Annotated in this window: 18 protein-coding genes; 5 read left to right on the top strand and 13 right to left on the bottom strand. The window is 39.5% G+C overall.

All coding sequences use genetic code 11. The annotated features are described in order from the left end of the window. Positions 1-7: 7 nt before the first annotated feature. Together ACOMCU_RS03780 and ACOMCU_RS03775 are read right to left on the bottom strand one after the other, a co-directional pair. Positions 8-1,024, bottom strand: a complete 1,017-nt coding sequence (locus ACOMCU_RS03780) for a FecCD family ABC transporter permease (protein WP_421049482.1) — start codon at positions 1,022-1,024, stop codon at positions 8-10. Further along, positions 1,021-2,076, bottom strand: a complete 1,056-nt coding sequence (locus ACOMCU_RS03775) for a FecCD family ABC transporter permease (protein WP_010858841.1) — start codon at positions 2,074-2,076, stop codon at positions 1,021-1,023. Before ACOMCU_RS03775 ends, ACOMCU_RS03780 begins: the two co-directional genes overlap by 4 nt. Positions 2,077-2,860: 784 nt before the next feature. Here ACOMCU_RS03775 and ACOMCU_RS03770 point away from each other — a divergent pair. Beyond that, positions 2,861-4,636 (top strand): oleate hydratase, encoded by a 1,776-nt coding sequence (locus ACOMCU_RS03770; protein WP_421049481.1) that lies wholly within the window; start codon positions 2,861-2,863, stop codon positions 4,634-4,636. 808 nt (positions 4,637-5,444) lie between these two features. Here ACOMCU_RS03770 and panD read toward each other — a convergent pair. Genes panD through panB form a run of 3 tightly spaced genes read right to left on the bottom strand, consistent with a single transcriptional unit; the run spans position 5,445 to position 7,521 of the window. Then, positions 5,445-5,828: an aspartate 1-decarboxylase gene (panD, locus tag ACOMCU_RS03765; protein ID WP_010858839.1), complete on the bottom strand. Its 384-nt coding sequence runs from the start codon at positions 5,826-5,828 to the stop codon at positions 5,445-5,447. A gap of 1 nt (position 5,829) precedes the next feature. Beyond that, a complete protein-coding gene (panC, locus tag ACOMCU_RS03760; RefSeq protein ID WP_421049480.1) occupies positions 5,830-6,684 on the bottom strand; it encodes a pantoate--beta-alanine ligase in 855 nt (284 codons plus the stop codon). Continuing rightward, the gene (panB, locus tag ACOMCU_RS03755) at positions 6,685-7,521 is read right to left on the bottom strand and encodes a 3-methyl-2-oxobutanoate hydroxymethyltransferase (RefSeq protein ID WP_421049493.1); all 837 of its coding nucleotides are present in this window, start codon (positions 7,519-7,521) and stop codon (positions 6,685-6,687) included. It lies immediately after the preceding gene. 460 nt (positions 7,522-7,981) lie between these two features. Here panB and ACOMCU_RS03750 point away from each other — a divergent pair, with 460 nt between their 5' ends. The 3 genes from ACOMCU_RS03750 to ACOMCU_RS03740 are packed head-to-tail and all read left to right on the top strand — an operon-like array spanning position 7,982 to position 9,728. Next, a complete protein-coding gene (locus tag ACOMCU_RS03750; protein ID WP_010858836.1) occupies positions 7,982-8,302 on the top strand; it encodes a PadR family transcriptional regulator in 321 nt (106 codons plus the stop codon). Further along, positions 8,295-8,894 (top strand): DUF1700 domain-containing protein, encoded by a 600-nt coding sequence (locus ACOMCU_RS03745; protein WP_010858835.1) that lies wholly within the window; start codon positions 8,295-8,297, stop codon positions 8,892-8,894. Before ACOMCU_RS03750 ends, ACOMCU_RS03745 begins: the two co-directional genes overlap by 8 nt. Further along, positions 8,895-9,728: a DUF4097 family beta strand repeat-containing protein gene (locus ACOMCU_RS03740; RefSeq protein WP_010858834.1), complete on the top strand. Its 834-nt coding sequence runs from the start codon at positions 8,895-8,897 to the stop codon at positions 9,726-9,728. It abuts the gene before it with no gap. Positions 9,729-9,927: 199 nt separating this feature from the next. Here the strand turns inward: ACOMCU_RS03740 and ACOMCU_RS03735 are convergent, their stop codons facing one another. The 6 genes from ACOMCU_RS03735 to ACOMCU_RS03710 form a co-directional block, all read right to left on the bottom strand. Beyond that, on the bottom strand, positions 9,928-10,914 hold the full coding sequence (locus ACOMCU_RS03735) for a biotin--[acetyl-CoA-carboxylase] ligase (protein WP_421049479.1): 987 nt from the start codon (positions 10,912-10,914) through the stop codon (positions 9,928-9,930). 387 nt (positions 10,915-11,301) lie between these two features. Next, a complete protein-coding gene (locus ACOMCU_RS03730; RefSeq protein WP_421049478.1) occupies positions 11,302-12,480 on the bottom strand; it encodes a CCA tRNA nucleotidyltransferase in 1,179 nt (392 codons plus the stop codon). After that, the gene (gene bshA, locus ACOMCU_RS03725) at positions 12,467-13,612 is read right to left on the bottom strand and encodes an N-acetyl-alpha-D-glucosaminyl L-malate synthase BshA (RefSeq protein WP_010858831.1); all 1,146 of its coding nucleotides are present in this window, start codon (positions 13,610-13,612) and stop codon (positions 12,467-12,469) included. The genes ACOMCU_RS03730 and bshA overlap by 14 nt, the downstream gene beginning before the upstream one ends. Positions 13,613-13,642: 30 nt before the next feature. Further along, positions 13,643-14,047, bottom strand: coding sequence for a methylglyoxal synthase (gene mgsA / locus ACOMCU_RS03720; protein WP_010858830.1), 405 nt, complete (start codon positions 14,045-14,047; stop codon positions 13,643-13,645). Between the two features lie 18 nt (positions 14,048-14,065). After that, positions 14,066-14,863 carry a 4-hydroxy-tetrahydrodipicolinate reductase gene (gene dapB / locus ACOMCU_RS03715; RefSeq protein ID WP_421049477.1) on the bottom strand — a complete coding sequence of 266 codons (798 nt, stop codon included), beginning with the start codon at positions 14,861-14,863 and terminating at the stop codon, positions 14,066-14,068. Then, entirely contained in the window at positions 14,863-15,198 is a 336-nt protein-coding gene (locus tag ACOMCU_RS03710) for a nucleotide pyrophosphohydrolase (RefSeq protein WP_010858828.1), read from the bottom strand. The genes dapB and ACOMCU_RS03710 overlap by 1 nt, the downstream gene beginning before the upstream one ends. Positions 15,199-15,313: 115 nt before the next feature. Here ACOMCU_RS03710 and ACOMCU_RS03705 point away from each other — a divergent pair, with 115 nt between their 5' ends. Beyond that, positions 15,314-16,183 (top strand): YitT family protein, encoded by an 870-nt coding sequence (locus tag ACOMCU_RS03705; RefSeq protein WP_421049476.1) that lies wholly within the window; start codon positions 15,314-15,316, stop codon positions 16,181-16,183. A gap of 711 nt (positions 16,184-16,894) precedes the next feature. On the opposite strand, the gene ACOMCU_RS03700 is transcribed toward ACOMCU_RS03705, so the two are convergent. Both ACOMCU_RS03700 and ACOMCU_RS03695 read right to left on the bottom strand, forming a co-directional pair. Further along, the gene (locus tag ACOMCU_RS03700; RefSeq protein WP_080647717.1) at positions 16,895-17,569 is read right to left on the bottom strand and encodes a zinc metallopeptidase; all 675 of its coding nucleotides are present in this window, start codon (positions 17,567-17,569) and stop codon (positions 16,895-16,897) included. 61 nt (positions 17,570-17,630) lie between these two features. Beyond that, positions 17,631-18,227 carry a DUF1405 domain-containing protein gene (locus ACOMCU_RS03695; protein ID WP_010858825.1) on the bottom strand — a complete coding sequence of 199 codons (597 nt, stop codon included), beginning with the start codon at positions 18,225-18,227 and terminating at the stop codon, positions 17,631-17,633. Positions 18,228-18,405 lie beyond the last annotated feature (178 nt).

Here is an 18,405-nt window from a genome sequence, read left to right as displayed (position 1 = left end):
ACTCCTTTTATTTTGTCCTCATAAGTAAATAAATAAAATATGGTGCACCAATAATAGAAATAACGAAACCGACTGGTATTTCTGAAGTTGTTAGTACACTTCTTGAAATTAAATCTGCAAATAGTAATAGCAAAGTGCCAATTAATGCTGCTGTTGGTAACATGATTTGATGTTTTCCCCCAACAAGGCGTCTTGCCAGATGGGGTGCCATTAAACCGATAAATCCAATACCACCAGCTACAGCTACCGATGCACCAGCCAAGCACACGGCGATAAATAATAATTTACGTCTTTCCTTCTCCACATTTACACCAAGGCCTACCGCTGCTGCATCTCCTAAATTCATCACATTTAATACATGCGCTTTGAGAAATGCAATTGGTAAAAATATAAGCATCCATGGAAGTGCACTTAATACAAATTTCCAATCTGTTCCCCATAAACTCCCTGCTAACCAAATGGTTGCAAAACGAAAATCATTAGACGTCATTTTCATTGAAAAAATTAAACTGACAGCACCAAACCCTGCTGCAACTGCAATTCCAACAAGTATTAAACGAGTTGATGAAACACCGTTTTTCCAAGCAAGTGTATAAATAATAACCGCTGCCAATAAAGCACCCACTAAAGCAAAAAACGGAAGAATGAATACTGATATTAACGTACCGGTCCCAACTTTTCCGAAGAAGAAGTAGACGAAAATAACAACCGTCAATCCAGCACCAGCATTAATACCGATAATTCCAGGGTCAGCAAGTGGATTTCGAGATAAACCTTGCATGATTGCCCCTGATATTGCTAGCGCTGAACCAACTAAAATAGCGATAACCATTCGAGGCATACGAAACTCGAATAAGATGACAGATTGATCTTCGGCGCCTAACCCAATTAACGATTTCAATACATCTATTGGCGGTATTTTAAACGTTCCTGTATTTAAGCTAATTAAGAATATAAACACAATTAAGCAAACTAAAATGGCTATTACTGACATATTCTTTTTTGTTAAGATACCTTGCTTCATATTTTCCCTCTCCCCTCTTTACGAGCTAAGTAAAGGAAGAATGGAACTCCAATTAAAGCTGTAATTGCACCAATTGGCGTTTCAAATGGTGGATTGATAACGCGAGATAACATATCTGCACATTCGATTAACAACCCACCTAATACCGCTGAACATGGAATAACCCATCTATAATCAGATCCAACGAGAAAACGTGTCATATGTGGGATAACAAGTCCTACAAATCCTACAGAACCTGCCATAGATACAGCTGAGCCTGTTAAAACAAGCACAAGTACGGTTCCAATAAATTTAATTAAGGTTGTATTTTGTCCAAGCCCAATCGCAATTTCTTCACCGAAACTTAAGATGGTAATGTATCTCGATATGATAATTGCTATCACAAGACAAACTAGTCCAATTGGTAGCAACATCTCAATACTTACCCATTTCACACCCGAAACGCCTCCTGCATTCCACATGCTCACTTCTTGAGCAAGATTGAAATAAAGTGCGATACTGGATGAGATGGCCCCAAGTAAGGCACTGATTGCTGCTCCAGCTAACGCTAACTTCACGGGTGTTAGCCCTCCTGGTGAGGACGCACCCACACCATAAACAATACTTGCACCAAATGCTGCACCCATAAATGAAGCAATAACAAACATTATGTATGGGGAATTAGGGAAAAATGCATAAGTAATTGCAATTCCAAATACCGCACCATCTGTAATCCCCATTAAAGATGGTGAGGCAAGAGGATTTCGTGTCATACCTTGCATAATTGCTCCGGATACCGCTAGAAATGCACCAGCGACTACTCCTCCAATTGCTCTTGGAATACGAAGCTCCCAAATGACACTATGATGTGTAAGTGAATCATCGAATTGAAAAACAGCTTGCCAGACAGTCTTTAAGCTAATATCCGCTGCCCCAAATGAAATGGACATTCCCATACTTAAAGCTAATAAAATCGTACCTGCTATTAAAATAATCGAAGCAATAAGCGGTCTGCTCTTAATCTTTTTCATATTCGTTTCTTGTTGTTCCATGCTCTTCGCGCTTGCTTCCATTCGTTAACCATCCTAACTAACAACATATGTTTAATAAAATGAGAGGCATTCTCAATTGACAATAAAAAAATAAGGTTGTTCGCCTTACTTGATAATGATTCTCATAATCACTCGTCCTATTCTACATACCACCCTAAATAGTTGTCAACATTATTTTTTAAAATATATTAATTTTGTTCTTTTATATATACTTCAACTCGCCCAAAAGCCTTATATCAAGCGATTTCCAAGGAGAGAGGGTATGATGTTTAAATTATTCGAAAATACTAAATTTGAATAGAATTGATATAGTTTTATAAAAAAATAGATTTTGTAAGCACAAGAAAAATGAATAAATTTGCACATATGAATAAAGTGGATTGACATGCTATGAGAAAGCAATTGTGCTTGTGAATTTCGGATGTTGAATGACCTTTTTATTTTCTCACTATAATAATTATGCAAAGCTGCCCTCAAAACTTTGCATACTTTACCCTTTTAGGAAAGCCTTGTGGTTAATTTTATAGAAGGAAATCACGCAATGAATCCCCGTGCTATAGTTTGTTACAGGTTAACCGCTACAAGAACAATGTAATTTTCAGATATTGCCTAATTCCTTTGATGAAAAAGGTATCAATAAATAATTTATAAATATGCAATGAATTGTTATGTCAAACGAGAAGGATAAGTATATCTACAGTTCAACTTCAAATTTGAATAATTTGTTAATTTTTCTCTCGTTTTACCATTTTCATGTAAATTTATGATATTCTATATTAGAATAATAATTTATGGAGGCGGTATTATGTATTACAGTAATGGTAATTATGAAGCTTTCGCACGTCCTAAAAAACCTGAGGGTGTTGATGAAAAATCAGCGTATCTTATTGGTTCGGGGCTAGCCTCACTTTCAGCCGCATGTTTTTTAATTCGTGATGGCCAAATGAAAGGAGAGAATATTCATATTCTCGAAGAGTTAGATATCTCAGGAGGTAGTCTGGATGGTATTCTAAATCCGACAAGGGGTTTTATTATTCGTGGTGGTCGAGAAATGGAAGATCATTTTGAATGCTTATGGGATTTATTTCGTTCAATCCCATCTTTGGAAATAGAAAATGCTTCTGTTTTAGATGAATTTTATTGGTTAAATAAAGAAGATCCTAATTATTCTAAATGTAGATTGATTGAAAAAAGAGGACAAAGACTTGAGGATGATGGAAAATTTACATTATCTGATAAATCATCTGAAGAAATGATTAAATTATTTTTTACTCCTGAAGAGAAATTAGAGGATAAAAAAATTACGGATGTTTTCTCTGAAGAATTCTTTGCATCGAATTTTTGGCTATATTGGTCCACGATGTTTGCTTTTGAAAAATGGCATTCTGCAATGGAAATGCGTCGTTACATTGTACGTTTTATTCATCATATTGGTGGATTACCTGATTTATCTGCTTTGAAATTCACAAAGTATAACCAATATGAATCTTTAGTACTTCCTATGATTAACTATTTAGAAAAGAATAATGTTGATTTTCAGTACAATACTGTTGTAGAGAATGTTTTGATTGATAGAGTTGGAGACAAAAAGGTAGCTCAAACTTTGGTGCTGAGACAGAATGGTGAGAAAAAAAATATAGAGCTAACGGAAAATGAACTGGTTTTTGTGACAAATGGAAGTATCACAGAGAGTACAACTTATGGTGACAATAATACACCAGCCCCTAAAACAGCGGATTTAGGTGGTAGTTGGTCCCTTTGGAAAAATATAGCTTCACAAGATGCTGAATTTGGTAGACCAGAAAAATTCTGTGATAATCTTCCGAAAGAAAGTTGGTTTGTTTCAGCAACACTCACTACATTGGATGCTCGAGTTGCTCCTTATATTGAAAAAATCAGCAAAAGAGATCCATATGCTGGGAAGGTAGTTACCGGTGGTATTGTATCTGCTAAAGATTCTAATTGGATGCTAAGCTATACGTTGAACAGACAACCTCATTTTAAAAGTCAACCAAAAGATCAATTAGTCGTTTGGATCTATGGTTTACTATCTAATAAACCAGGTAATTTTATTAAAAAAAGTATCACTGAATGTAGTGGAATCGAGATAGCACAAGAGTGGTTGTACCATATGGGCGTACCTGTAGATGAAATACCAGATTTAGCCCAGAATTCATGTAATACAATTCCATGTTATATGCCTTTTATAACATCTTACTTCATGCCTAGAGCATTAGGTGATCGTCCTTTAGTTGTCCCTAACGGATCTGTTAACTTAGCCTTCATTGGGAATTTTAGTGAAACAGAAAGAGACACAGTATTCACAACTGAATATTCAGTAAGAACTGCGATGGAAGCTGTTTATCAATTATTAAATATTGATCGAGGCGTCCCAGAAGTATTTGCATCTGCTTTTGATATTCGTACTTTATTAGCTTCAACCTCTCGCTTACTGGACGGAAAAAAATTAACAGATATAGATGCTCCATTTATCTTAAAACAAATAGGTAAATTAGGTATTCACAAAACGAAGGAAACAATAATCTATGATTTACTCAAAGAAAGTGAATTGATTGAATAAACTAACATCAAGTAAAGTATTGTGAAAGATTGATGATTTATCATAAAATTTAGATAAAAATCGGCTTGTTGATTACTATGATAATCACAAGCCATTTTTATTTACCAATTAATATACTCTAAAAATCAAAGTGACAATAGACTAATTATAGGAAGGCGCACTTCTCAAAAATTCCCCCTCATTTATTAAAATCGCCAGCAGCATTAATAGCTAGTTCATTGTATACGTTCTATAAACTGCTCTATTTGAGGTTCCATATTTTCCACGAAGCTTCACTACCATGAATGAAGATGGTTGGATCCCCTTCTCCCCTTACTTCTAATATAAGTGTTTTAAAACACGAACAACTTATTACCAAAATTTAATATATTCTTACAAATTCCTTCTTTCATTAAGCTGCACCGTTAGTTGAATAAAAAAAGAACTTTCTAAACAGCTCAATGATCTTCAAGTAAGGCCCCGTTAGTGAAGTGATTAAGGATTGATAATTTCACTAGAATATTCTCTTAAATATTCAATGGCTAATATCTCTGCGCCTTCCTCCGTCTCAATCAAAGACACGCCTTTTTTTATAGGCCTCCAATACTCCTATCCGCATTCTTCCTGCCACATATATACTCCTATTGTAAAAAGTCCATCCTTACTGGTAATAATGTGTATCGTATAGCATCTCCTGTTCAACTTACCTGCACCGGGAGTTGAAGAATATATAATTTAACATCTCACACATAAAAGCTGAACTAATACAAAAATTAGTTCAGCTTAAAAATAACTTGTTATTATATTACACATTTTATAAAGAATTTAATTACAACACCGTAGCTTCAGGCTCATAGGCGATCATTTCTTTAATGGTATTACCTTCGTCCATAATAGCGACGGTTGGCTTATGATCCTTTGCCTCTGTATTATCTACATAGACATAAGAAATGATAATCACGATGTCTCCCCGTTGTACAAGTCGTGCAGCTGCCCCATTGACACAAATCACTCCTGACCCACGCTCACCTGCAATAATATACGTTTCGAAGCGTGCGCCATTGTTATTATTTACGATATGCACCTTTTCGTTTGCTAGCATACCTACTGCATCTAAAATATCTTCATCGATTGTAATGGAACCTACATAGTTCAAATCCGCTTCTGTAACAGTCGCACGGTGGATTTTGCTATTCATCATCATTCGTAACATTTTATAAGCCTTCTTTCATATTAAAAATACAGTTATCGATTAAACGGGTGCTACCGATATACACAGCAGCCGCCAAAAGTACTTGTTCAGTGGCAGCAGTGACGGGGGTTAAATCAGGGTACGCTAAAAACTCAATATAATCGATTTTGCCATGTATTCGCGCTGTAAGGTGATATTTCGCTTTTGCTAGGGCACTATTTGCATCTCTGTTTGCTAAAAAGTTGTCGCGTGCCAGTAGTAATGCTTCGTTAATCGCCGGAGCTTCTTGACGATCTTGCTCACTTAAATAGACGTTGCGAGAAGATTTTGCTAAACCGTCCTCTTCGCGCACAATCGGCACGACACGCATCTCCAGTGGGAAGTTATAGTCGCGCACCATTGTAGCGATAATTGCCACTTGCTGGGCATCTTTTTGTCCGAAATAAGCACGAGTTGGCTGTGCCAAATGGAATAACTTTGCTACGACCTGCAAAACACCGTCGAAATGACCAGGGCGGCTAGCTCCGCAAAGTATTGTCGCCTGTTCACCTGCATACATGCGCATCCCCCCGCTATTTGGATACATTTCTTCAACACTCGGTGCAAAAACAATATCCACGCCTACAGACTCTGCCATAGCTATGTCACGTGGTAAATCACGTGGATAGCTTTCAAAATCTTCATTTGGACCAAATTGAGTCGGATTCACGAAAATACTCATAACTACTAGATCATTTTCTTCACGAGCTGCTTTCGCTAATGTTAAATGGCCTTCATGTAAATAGCCCATCGTTGGCACAAGACCGATTGTTTTTTGTCCTTGTTTGGCAGCTTGAATTTCTGCTGTGAGCGCTGTGATAGTAGTGAAGACTTTCATTTACTTAACGCCTCCATAAAGCTGATCCAATGCATCTTCTTTCATCGTAAAGAAATGCTTCGCTGCTGGGAATGTGCCTGCCTTCACAGCATCCACATAGCCAGCAATTCCTCGACTTGCCTCACTGCCCATATCGGCAAAACGTTCCACAAATTTTGGTACATGGTGTGAACCATAGCTCAGCATGTCATGGAACACTAATACTTGCCCATCCGCTTCCACACCAGCTCCAATACCTATAGTAGGGATAATGAGACTTTCAGAAACCATTTCTGTCACCTGATGTGGAATACACTCTAATACAACTGCACAGGCACCAGCCGCTTCACATTTTTTCGCATCTTCCAAAAGCTTTGCTGCTTGCTCAGCTGTCTTCCCCTGTACCTTATAGCCCCCAAGTACCCCAGCAGATTGTGGTAGCAAGCCTAGATGAGCAACCACTGGAATACCAGCGGATGTCAGTTTCGTAATAACAGGTATGACATCTCCTGCTCCCTCAACTTTTAATGCATCGGCTCCCGTTTCCTGCATCATAGACACAGCTGTTTTCAATGTGTCATTACTATCGCCATGATACGAGCCAAACGGCATATCAACGACCATAAACGTATTCTTTGCCCCGCGGCGTACAGCTTTTGCATGATGCACCATATCTGCCACTGTAACTGGCATCGTAGAATCATAGCCTAGCACGACCATTCCTAGTGAATCTCCTACTAGAATCATCTCGACGCCCGCTTGCTCCGCGAAAGTTGCAGCTGGGTGATCATACGCTGTCAGCATAACGATTTTTTCACCGGCTGCTTTCATCTTCAAAAAATCTGATGTTGTTTTCATCATGTAGTCCTCCTTTTTTAGAGAAAGAAAACAGAAAAACCCCTCTGTTCCTAAAAATGGGCAGAAGGGTAGTGTGCTCGTCCTTAATTAATTACGGCTAAACGTAATTACTATCTATGAACGCATCGTTTTCTTCCGTCCCTGTCTATAAAAGATCAAGGCAGATATTTGTTGTAAAATTTGCCTTACGTGTTGGAAGGTGCCGTTCACAAAAGGATACTGCCCTTCAGCACATACTATAACAGATAACCCTCGCTCTCTTCAAATATAATTTTCTAGCAATTGCCCTACCTTTTTTTATAATGCCTAAAATCAATTTAATTGACACCAAAGTCATTGTTATAGAGCATCCAGATTCTCACATAATTTGACAAACCATGTTATACGTCATATACTACCCACATACTATACAACATATAATATAAAACCATGTATAAGTAAATGAATGTGAGGTGGGAAGATGACATTTCAGCTTGGTTCTGCTTTACTCGACGCCTGTGTGTTAGCGATTGTAGACAAAGAGGATGCATACGGTTACTCATTAACACAGCAAGTTCAATCTGTGATGGATATATCAGAATCAACCCTGTACCCCGTATTACGTCGCTTACAAAAAGCGGACTATTTAAAAACTTATGACCAGCCCTATCAAGGCAGAAATAGGCGCTATTATCAAATTACCGAGCAAGGTCGCATACGATTATTGGACCTGTTACAGGAATGGCAGTTGTATAAACAAAAGGTTGACTGTGTACTTTTAGGAGGGGAATTAAATGGATAGAGCAAGCTATTTGAAAAAGCTACGCGGCAAGTTACGTCGCCTTCCTGCGCAAGAGTTAGATGCTGCGCTTGCCTATTATGAAGAATATTTTGATGAAGCAGGAGGGGAAAACGAACAGCAAGTCATTCTACAGCTCGGCTCCCCTTCTCAGGTTGCATCGCAAATACTGGCTGATTTTGCATTAAAGGATTTCGATGTAACACCAGCTTCTACTAAAAAGAATATGACAACTATTTGGCTCATTATTCTTGCAATATTATCAGCGCCACTTTCATTACCTATTCTAGCTACTGCTGTAGCACTTATTATTTCATTAGGCGCAGTCGTATTCAGTTTTGTTATAGCCATTGTAGCAACAGTATTAGGGATCTTTTTTGGTGGCCTTGCGGCGCTTATCTCCGGCTTCTTCGTACTTACCGAACATTGGCCTACAGCATTACTCTTTATGGGTATAGGATTAATCGTTACAGGCTCAGGCGTCCTGCTCTTCCCTATCATCACTCGCTTTGTAAAGAAAATCGGACTTGTCTGCGTTGAAGTATTGGCAGGTTTATTCCATAAAGTCATAAAAAAGCGCAAGGGGGGCTTGTAAATGATTTCTCGTCATAAACTCATTGCTGTTACCATGATCACTTTAGGGCTTTTACTAGCCGTTATCGGTTATCTCTCTGGTGGTAAATGGTCGATTATTAAAGATGACACTGGCATTCATGTGCCAACTAAACAGTCGCTTGTTAATAATTCTTATACACTTGAAGCATTCACCAGCATCGATGTTTTCACTGACTATGGAGATGTCGAAATCGTTTCTGGGGACAGTTATGCGTTAGAGGTCAATGCGATTGAGGATGCAGACGTTAGCTATAGTGTAAAAAACGGTACGCTGACTGTTGAAACTGAAAGTAAGAAAAAAAATCGTCTATCCTTTGGCTTTAGTGTTAATCAAACACCATCCATTAAAATTTATGTCCCTGAGAAGGTGGCGTTGAATAAAGTTGTTGTCGACAGTAATTTCGGAGATACAACGCTTCGTGGCCTGCACTATCAGCAACTCAATGTAATAAGTAATTACGGCGATATCCGATTTAAGCATATCGATGGCATAAACACCGAAATTACCCAATCTTTTGGTGATATGACGCTTGAGCAATTTACAAGTAACGGCTTCGTTGCGGAAAGCGAGCATGGTGATATTGACATTGACGGTACTTTAAACGGCCAAACAACGATAACATCTAGCTTTGGTGATACAACACTAAACTTACAAAACAAAAAAAGTGACTTAGGCTATGAATTGAACACAGACTTTGGCGATATTACGGTTGATCGTCAGGAGCAAAGCAGTAAGGTTTCACAGCTAGTTAAAGGTGATCACCAGCTGAGTGTCTCTCTTTCACACGGGGACTTAGCATTATCACTACATTGAAAATCGCCGGTTGAATGACATGTATCGCTGATAGCAACGGCAATATCGCTGATAGAAGTAGATAAATCGCTGGTAGCAACGAGTTTATCGCTGATAGATGCAGGTAAATCGTCGATAGAACCGAATTATCGCCGATAGCAAAGCGTGTTAAAACCCTAAAACAAAAGCTGCGAGAAGTAAGTCGTCCTCGCAGCTTTTCCTATGACAAAATTTTAATATCCCCAGAATAAATTGTTCGAACTGTGCCATCGTTCAGTGTTAGCTGTAACACACCATCTTCTGTAATGCCACTAGCAACACCCTCAAAGCGTTCGCGAATCGTTGTCACTTCGATTCGTTGTCCAATGGTGCACGACAATTCTTCCCATAGCCCTTTAATACTAGCAAATCCTTCGTTAACAAACAGATCTGTGAATTGCTCTAAGTATTGTAAAATCGTTGCAACCAAGGCGGCGCGGTTAATCTCTTCTCCCGCTTCCAAACGTAACGATGTCGCAATGTCTGAAATATCTGGTGAGAAATCCGTTGCTACTTGGTTGGCATTGATACCGACTCCCACAAGTAATGCTTGAACAAGATCCGCTTCTGCTTGCATCTCCGTTAAAATACCGGTACATTTTTTACCGTTAACGAGTAAATCATTTGGCCATTTAATAGCGGGCTCCACATTTTTATACAATGTTTTAATCGCCATTGTCACTGCAACAGCCACGACTAGCGTAAATGAAGATGCTTGCTGTGGTGACACGTCAGGTCGCACAATAATCGTCATCCAAATGCCTGTACCATGTGCAGATTCCCACGACCTTGCCATACGACCACGCCCTGCTGTTTGTTCTTCTCCGATAACAATTGTGCCATCTGGGGCGCCTTCCTGTGCAAGCTTATGGGCAATAGTCTGCGTAGAATCGACCACATCAAAATGGTGAATTTCACGACCAAAGCGCTTTGTATTTAGAAACAGTTCGATTTGTGTAGGGCTTAAACTATTGGGCACTCCAGTTAACACATATCCCTTTTTCTTTACTGTTTCAAATATGTAACCTTCTTCCTGCAATGTCTGCATATGCTTCCAAATAGCTGTACGCGATACACCTAGTGAATTCGCTAACTCTTGCCCCGAAACGGCCTCACCGTTCGCAACTAATAATCTTTTTAAAATTTCATCTTTCATGGATATACTCATGCTAAATCAATCCTTTAGTATAGTGTATTATTAGTTTTATATTGCTATGAAAACGTTGACTTATTTGTATTTATCATACTGTAAATTACAACAATTGACTACCTACCGTCATCAAGTGAAACTTCAATCAGTGTCAATTTTCTTTCCTCACTGATTGTTAGGTACATCAATCGGCTTGATTGCTCTCTTATCTTTCCACATAGGGTGAGCGTCTTACTGACCGTTCACGCGGAATCAAAATGCATTCGCGAACATTTTTTTCTAGAAGACTCCCCCATAAGAGATTGGCACAACTTAATGCTCAATATAAAAAAGCAAGTGACCCGTCCAATGCCTTTATAAAAGCATCCTTTTTGGTCACCTGCTGTCAATAATTATAAGGGCTTTTCACCCTTCATGGACATATTTATGCTCAATCCATTCTTTTATCTGCTGTCGGTCATTTTGAAGCTCACCGTTAACGACTGCTTCAAGCATTGCCTGCAAAGCCTCTTTTATCCATGGTCCGCGCTTTTGTCCAGACCATTTTAATAAATCCATGCCATTTACTACCAGATCTTGTCGCTCCCGAATAGGCAACTTTGTCTGTGCCTCAAGAATACTGTATGGTGGCTTCGGAACATCAAGCTGCCTTAACTCAGCAAAGTAAAGAGCAGCTTCAAGCTCTTCTTCCATGTACGTGAAATAGTCCATATTTGTCCAGCCGCTAGTTAACGTCTTACAAGCCGCTAATACAGCTTTGACAAAAGCCATTTCTTTTTTCGATAAACGATAGCTTCGCAACACGTCTTGCCAATTTTCACCTTGTATGAAGGCAAAATAAGACCACCCAAATAACTTATCCTGTACGCAAAAGCCACGCCAATTTTCTGCATGGAAATCCCCATGTAAATAGTCATCCAAACCGCTTTCCTGGAGCTTCTTTATGCCATTATAGACATCTTTTCCAAGCCAAAGTTTATCTAGTTCTGCCTTTAGTCGCTCTTTGGCTATCCAAGCAATATCAGCCGCCTTCTCCTGCATTGCTCGTAATGTGATTTCTTCGATTGAAAAACCAAGCTGCGCAGAAAAACGCACAGCCCGTAACATTCGTAGAGCATCCTCAGCAAAGCGTACCTTCGCTTCACCTACTGCCCGGATGACACCCTTCTCAATATCAAGTTGCCCCCCGTAATAATCGACCAGAGAACCATCACGACGCATGGCAATGGCATTCATCGTAAAGTCACGGCGCTGTAGATCCTCTTCAAGAGAACGGACAAAGTGCACTACTTCAGGTCTACGGTGATCGGTATATTCTCCATCGGTTCGATAAGTCGTTACCTCAACAGGGGCAGCTGGCACAATGACAAGCACTGTGCCGTGCTGAATACCAATATCAACTGTTCGTTTAAAAACAGTCTTCACTTCTTCTGGCAAGGCATTTGTCGCTACGTCAACATCATGTACAGGTCGACCAAGCAGTGCATCTCGCACTGCACCGCCAACGACAACTGCTTCAAAACCAGCCTTCTCTAATTGTTCAATGACTGAGAAGGCTGCCTGCCATTCCTTATTGTTTTGCATGATTTTTTTCCGCAACCTTCTCGTACAATTTTTCATACTGCTCAACAATCTTGGATGAGTGGAATTTTCCATTAACAGCACGCATGGCAGCTTCACGGAAATTTTGTAATTTTTCTTCATCATTCAATAAATCGACGGCATATTGTGCAACTGTATCCGTATCGCCTAATTCCACTAAGTAACCGTCCACACCATGATCAATGACTTCTGGAATTCCACCAACAGCCGAACCGATACATGGCACACCACAAGCCATCGCTTCTAGTAGTACAAGTCCAAATGACTCTTGCTGTGAAAGTAATAGTTTAAGATCACTAATAGAATACAATTCAGCTAAGTTTTCTTGTTTTCCTAAAAACAAAACATCCTTGACATATGGACTTTCCTTTACTTGATCCATGACACGATGTTTTTCAGGGCCATCCCCTACTAATAAGAGCTTTGCTTTCATGTTAGTGCGGATCTTCATAAAGGCATCCACAATATGCGGAAGGTTTTTGATTTTACGGAAGTTGGATACGTGAATGATAACTTTTTCATCAGCTTGAATACCAAACTGTTCTTTTAAGTTTCCTGAGTCTAGTTGTCGGTATTCACGCTCATCAACGAAGTTATAAATCGTTTCAATTGGCTTTGCAGTATCAATGAGTTCGTATGTTTGTTCTTTTAATGCCTCTGATACTGCCGTTACTACATCTGACTTATCAATACCATATCTGATGGCCTGGGAAAGTGTAGAATCCTGCCCAAGTACCGAAATATCTGTACCATGCAATGTTGTCACGATCCCTATATTTTGACCACTCATTTCACGCGCTAGCACCGCACAAACTGCATGTGGTATTGCATAATGCACATGTAGCACATCTAGCCCTTCATCTTTAATCACGTCCGCCATTTTACTCGCTAATGCAATATCATATGGTGAATATTGAAACACTGAATAATTGTTTACTTCTACTTCATGGAAAAAGACGGTTGGATAAATTTTATTCAATCGAAATGGTACGCTCGAGGTGATGAAATGAATTTCGTGTCCTCTCTCTGCTAGCATTTTTCCTAATTCTGTTGCGATAACACCAGAGCCTCCAACTGTTGGATAACAGGTAATGCCGATTTTAAGCTTTCTCATTCGATTATCATCCTTTCTGAATCACGTCTTTTAGTCTCGTCTTTCTTGAATCAGTCTCCAATCCACAAAACCTTCTTGCAGGCCTTTTAGTAATATTTCCCCGGTACCCATATTTGTTGCCAGTGGCACTTGGTAAACATCACAAAGACGAATAAGTGCAGAAACATCTGGCTCATGTGGTTGTGCTGTTAATGGATCACGGAAGAAAATCACCATGTCCATATCATTATTGGCAATCATTGCGCCAATTTGTTGGTCCCCACCAAGCGGACCCGAGCGAAAACGTGTTACCTCTAAACCTGTGGCGTCAATAACACGTTGCCCTGTTGTACCAGTAGCGTATAGCGTGTGCTCAAGTAAAATATCTTTGTAAGCAATAGCAAACTGTACTAAATTATCTTTTTTACGATCGTGTGCGATTAGTGCGATTTTCATAAATTTTCCATCCAATCTTTAGATGATGTTTTCCAAACCATAAACAAGCTGATCCATTTTCATGACTTCCTCTATACAAAATGCGACGCCTGACATGAAGGAATTACGATTTAATGAGTCATGACGAATGGTTAGTAGTTGCCCGTCACCACCAAATAATACTTGCTGGTGTGCTACTAAGCCAGGTAAACGAACAGAGTGAATGCGCATACCATCAACATCAGCACCTCTAGCGCCATCAATCGTTTCCGACTCCTCTGGATGACCTTGCGCTTTTTGTGTTCGCACCTCTTGAATCATTTGTGCCGTTTTAACAGCAGTACCAGATGGGGCATCTAGTTTTTGATCGTGGTGCATTTCAATAATTTCCACATCAGGTAAGTATTTTGCCGCTTCCTTGGCAAATTTCATCATCAGGATGGCACCAATCGCAAAGTTAGGTGCAATAATACAGCCTAACTCCTTTTCTTTGGCAAGTGCTGATAATTCCTCTAGTTGCGCATCTGTAAAACCTGTTGTACCGATCACAGGACGTACATTTAAATTCAATGCCTCTTTTGTATGCTGATATACCGCATGTGGATTTGTTAAGTCCACTAATACGTCTGGTGCAGTCACTTCTACTAGGTCATCCATATCTGTAAATATTGGTGCTGTATAACTCGCAGGGAACATATCTAAATCTGCTAGTGTTGCCCCTATTTCTTTATAATCTAGTACAGCTACTAATTCCATTTTGTCATGTTTCATGACTGTATGTACAGCTTCAGCTCCCATTTTTCCTCTCGGTCCTGCAATTGCTACACGTATCGACATTATTCATCATCCTTTCTTGTCCAGCGACCTTTATCTCTCGTTTCAAATTTATGTATGACACGTAGAAGCGCTTCATCTAGATTAATGCCCTGTGCATTAGCAAAGCATACTAAAACAAAGAAAAAGTCGCCTAATTCTTCTTCAATGCTGTTTACTTCTTCCGTACTCTTTTTTTTCTTCTGTCCATAAACATCCTGAACTTCACGTGATAATTCACCAAGCTCCTCAGTCAAACGTGCCAGTAATTCAAATGGTGGGAAATAGCCTTCTTTAAATTGCCCAATATAATCATCCACGCGTTTTTGCAAAGCTTGCATTGTAACTTGTTCTGTCATCGATTATCACACTCCTATCTCCATCGTATAAAATTTACACCATTGTTGTCAAAAACAATAAAATGACAGATAATAGAATCCACTACTTCATTTGTTTGGAACTCCAGGAGGTCTTATGCTTAAACAGATCAAAATACGCAATATTGTCGCAATAATGCTCGGAGCTGCAATTTTTAGCTTTGGCTTTGTACACTTTAATATGCAAAATCAGCTTGGTGAAGGCGGTTTTAGCGGGATTACCCTAGTGCTTTATTTTACATTAGGTTGGGATCCTGCATTACTTAATTTACTACTGAATATTCCAATGTTTATTCTCGGCTGGCGTCTACTCGGAAAAAAAGCATTTATTTATACCATCATCGGCACAATTTCTGTATCTATTTTCCTAAAAATTTTTCAAAAATACCAGTACACAATTCACTTAGAGGATGATTTATTCCTCGTAGCTCTTTTTGCCGGGGTCTTTGTTGGACTCGGTCTCGGAATAGTGTTCCGCTTTGGCGGTACAACTGGCGGTGTAGATATTTTAGCACGACTCGCTCATAAATATTTTGGTTGGAGTATGGGAAAAACAATGTTTATGTTTGATGCTATCGTGATTTTACTGTCATGGCTAACATTTTTAGATGCACGCTCCATGATGTATACACTGGTCGCAGTATTTGTCGGTGCACGTGTCATCGATTTTGTACAGGACGGGGCATATGCGGCGCGCGGAGCATTAATTATTTCTGAGAAGTCTAGTGCTATTGCAGATTTAATTGCACTACGTATGGAACGTGGCGTGACGATCTTAGAAGGCCATGGTCACTTTACAAAGCAACCAAAAGACGTGCTATATTGTGTTGTCGGGCGCAATGAGGTAGTACGCTTAAAATCTATTATTCACGAAATAGATCCTCACGCCTTCGTTTCTATTTCGGAAGTGCGAGATGTTGCAGGAGAAGGCTTCACACTCGACGACCAAAAACAACCAATCCAATAAAGAGAAACTTCAATCCGTGGGGAGTTCTTCTTCCCAACGGATTGTTAGTTGAACCAATCGGGCTTTTACGGTCAGTTTACCGGCTTACTGACCGTTATTGCGGGATAAAGAGAAACTTCAATCCGTGGGGAGTTCTTCTTCCCTACGGATTGTTAGTTGAACCATTCGGGCTTTTACGGTCAGTTTACCGGCTTACTGACCGTTATTGCGGGATAAAGAGAAACTTCAATCCGTGGGGGGTTCTTCTTCCCCACGGATTGTTAGTTGAACAAATCAGGCTTTTACGGTCAGTTTACCGGCTTACTGACCGTTATTGCGGGATAAAGAGAAACTTCATTCCGTGGGGAGTTCTTCTTCCCTACGGATTGTTAGTTGAACCAATCGGGCTTTTACGGTCAGTTTACCGGCTTACTGACCGTTATTGCGGGATAAAGAGAAACTTCATTCCGTGGGGGGTTCTTCTTCCCCACGGATTGTTAGTTGAACAAATCAGGCTTTTACGGTCAGTAATTCGACCACCTTGTTAATTCGTTCTACTCTTTCATCTTGAGGTATACCCGCTTAATTTCAGCGGGTATTTTTTTCGTCTTATTGGCGTTAGAATCTATTGGGTACGATTACTTCGCAAGCTGAAGTTTTCACATCTCTTACTGCAAGCTTGAAAGAAAAAAACTCGCTATAATGGCATTACCACTATAACAAGTTTTTTTATTAGTCGTCGCTTCGCATACCAGTAAAGATTAAAATCAAACGTAATAATTCTAATACAGCTACTGCTGCTGCGGCAACATATGTTAATGCTGCGGCATTTAACACTTTACGTGCTGGGCGTTCTTCTTCATTTGTAATGATTCCTAGCGAATTCATTTGCACTAGCGCTCGCTTCGATGCATCAAACTCTACTGGTAACGTCACTAATTGGAATACTACACCAGCTCCTAATAAAACAATCCCTAAAAGCAACATATTCGAACTACTTGCAAAAATACCAATCATAACGAAAATCCAAGAAGCATTTGAGGAAATATTCGCCACTGGCACAAGCTTACTACGTAATGTAAGCATTGAATAAGCTTCTTTATGTTGGATAGCATGACCTACCTCGTGGGCAGCTACTGCAGCACCAGCAACACTCGCTTCATGAAAGTTACTTTCCGATAATGCAACTGTTTTGGTTGCCGGATTATAGTGATCAGATAACACACCTTGCGTCGGAACAACTCGCACATCATATAAGCCGTTCGCATCTAAAATCGCACGCGCTACCTCAGCACCCGTTTGTCCCTTCATTGTACGTTCCTTTGCGAATTTTTTATACGTGCCCTTTACTTTCATCTGTGCGTACAGTGGCAGTATCAATATTATCGCAAAATAAACAATATACATACCTATTGACAATTTTTTTAACCCCTTTCTAACTCGATACTATAATTCTATAGACTTTTACCTAATTCGGCAAATATTTGCGCCACCTCATTGAGAAAATAGCAAGAAGGATACAGGCAATTGACAACCAAAATGTAAAATAACCAATATAGTTTGTATAACTTGCTAAATCTCGATACATGGGCATTTGCCCAAACACATAATCGATCACATCATTATGCAAAGTCCATACAGCTGCTACGGCAACATGCCAGTATGTAAATACATACTTCCCAATGTAAAGCACTGCTTGCACAGCCATCGCAAAATGCGAACCGACAAGCATCCAGCCCTGCCAACCAATAGAACCTGTTTCAACCAACGTCCAAATGTTCATGACATCCGCCCATAAGCCGTATTTCACCAATGTTACAAGCGCTAATACTTCCATAAGGGGCCAACTTTTACCTACAATCCATGCCGTTAATACAAAGCAAAAAAACAAACTGGCAGTCGGACTGTCCGGTACGAAAATATAAAAAATAGGCTCCGTGATGGCAAGTTGCCAGCCATACCAATAATAGCCGTAGATCGTTCCTAATAGATTCACGATAAGTAATACTATTAAAAATGATTTATGCGTAAGGAGATACCAGATGTTTGCACGTGTCATTTGCATAAATAAAACTCCTTTACTATCCGTCTTTACTAAGATGTCTTTTTTTCTTTAATATTATGTATGAATTGACGTGTGGTGCTCGTAAACGCCTCTTTGTTGACAAAAAATAATTGTTTGTCGATGCGAATATACGGTTTTTCTATACTAACTCCGGTTTTAGATACGCGTTTCCATTTGA

Source organism: Lysinibacillus sp. UGB7 (assembly GCF_049058285.1).
GTDB classification, from domain to species: domain Bacteria; phylum Bacillota; class Bacilli; order Bacillales_A; family Planococcaceae; genus Lysinibacillus; species Lysinibacillus sphaericus_B.
This window is presented reverse-complemented; position numbering and strand designations above follow the sequence as displayed.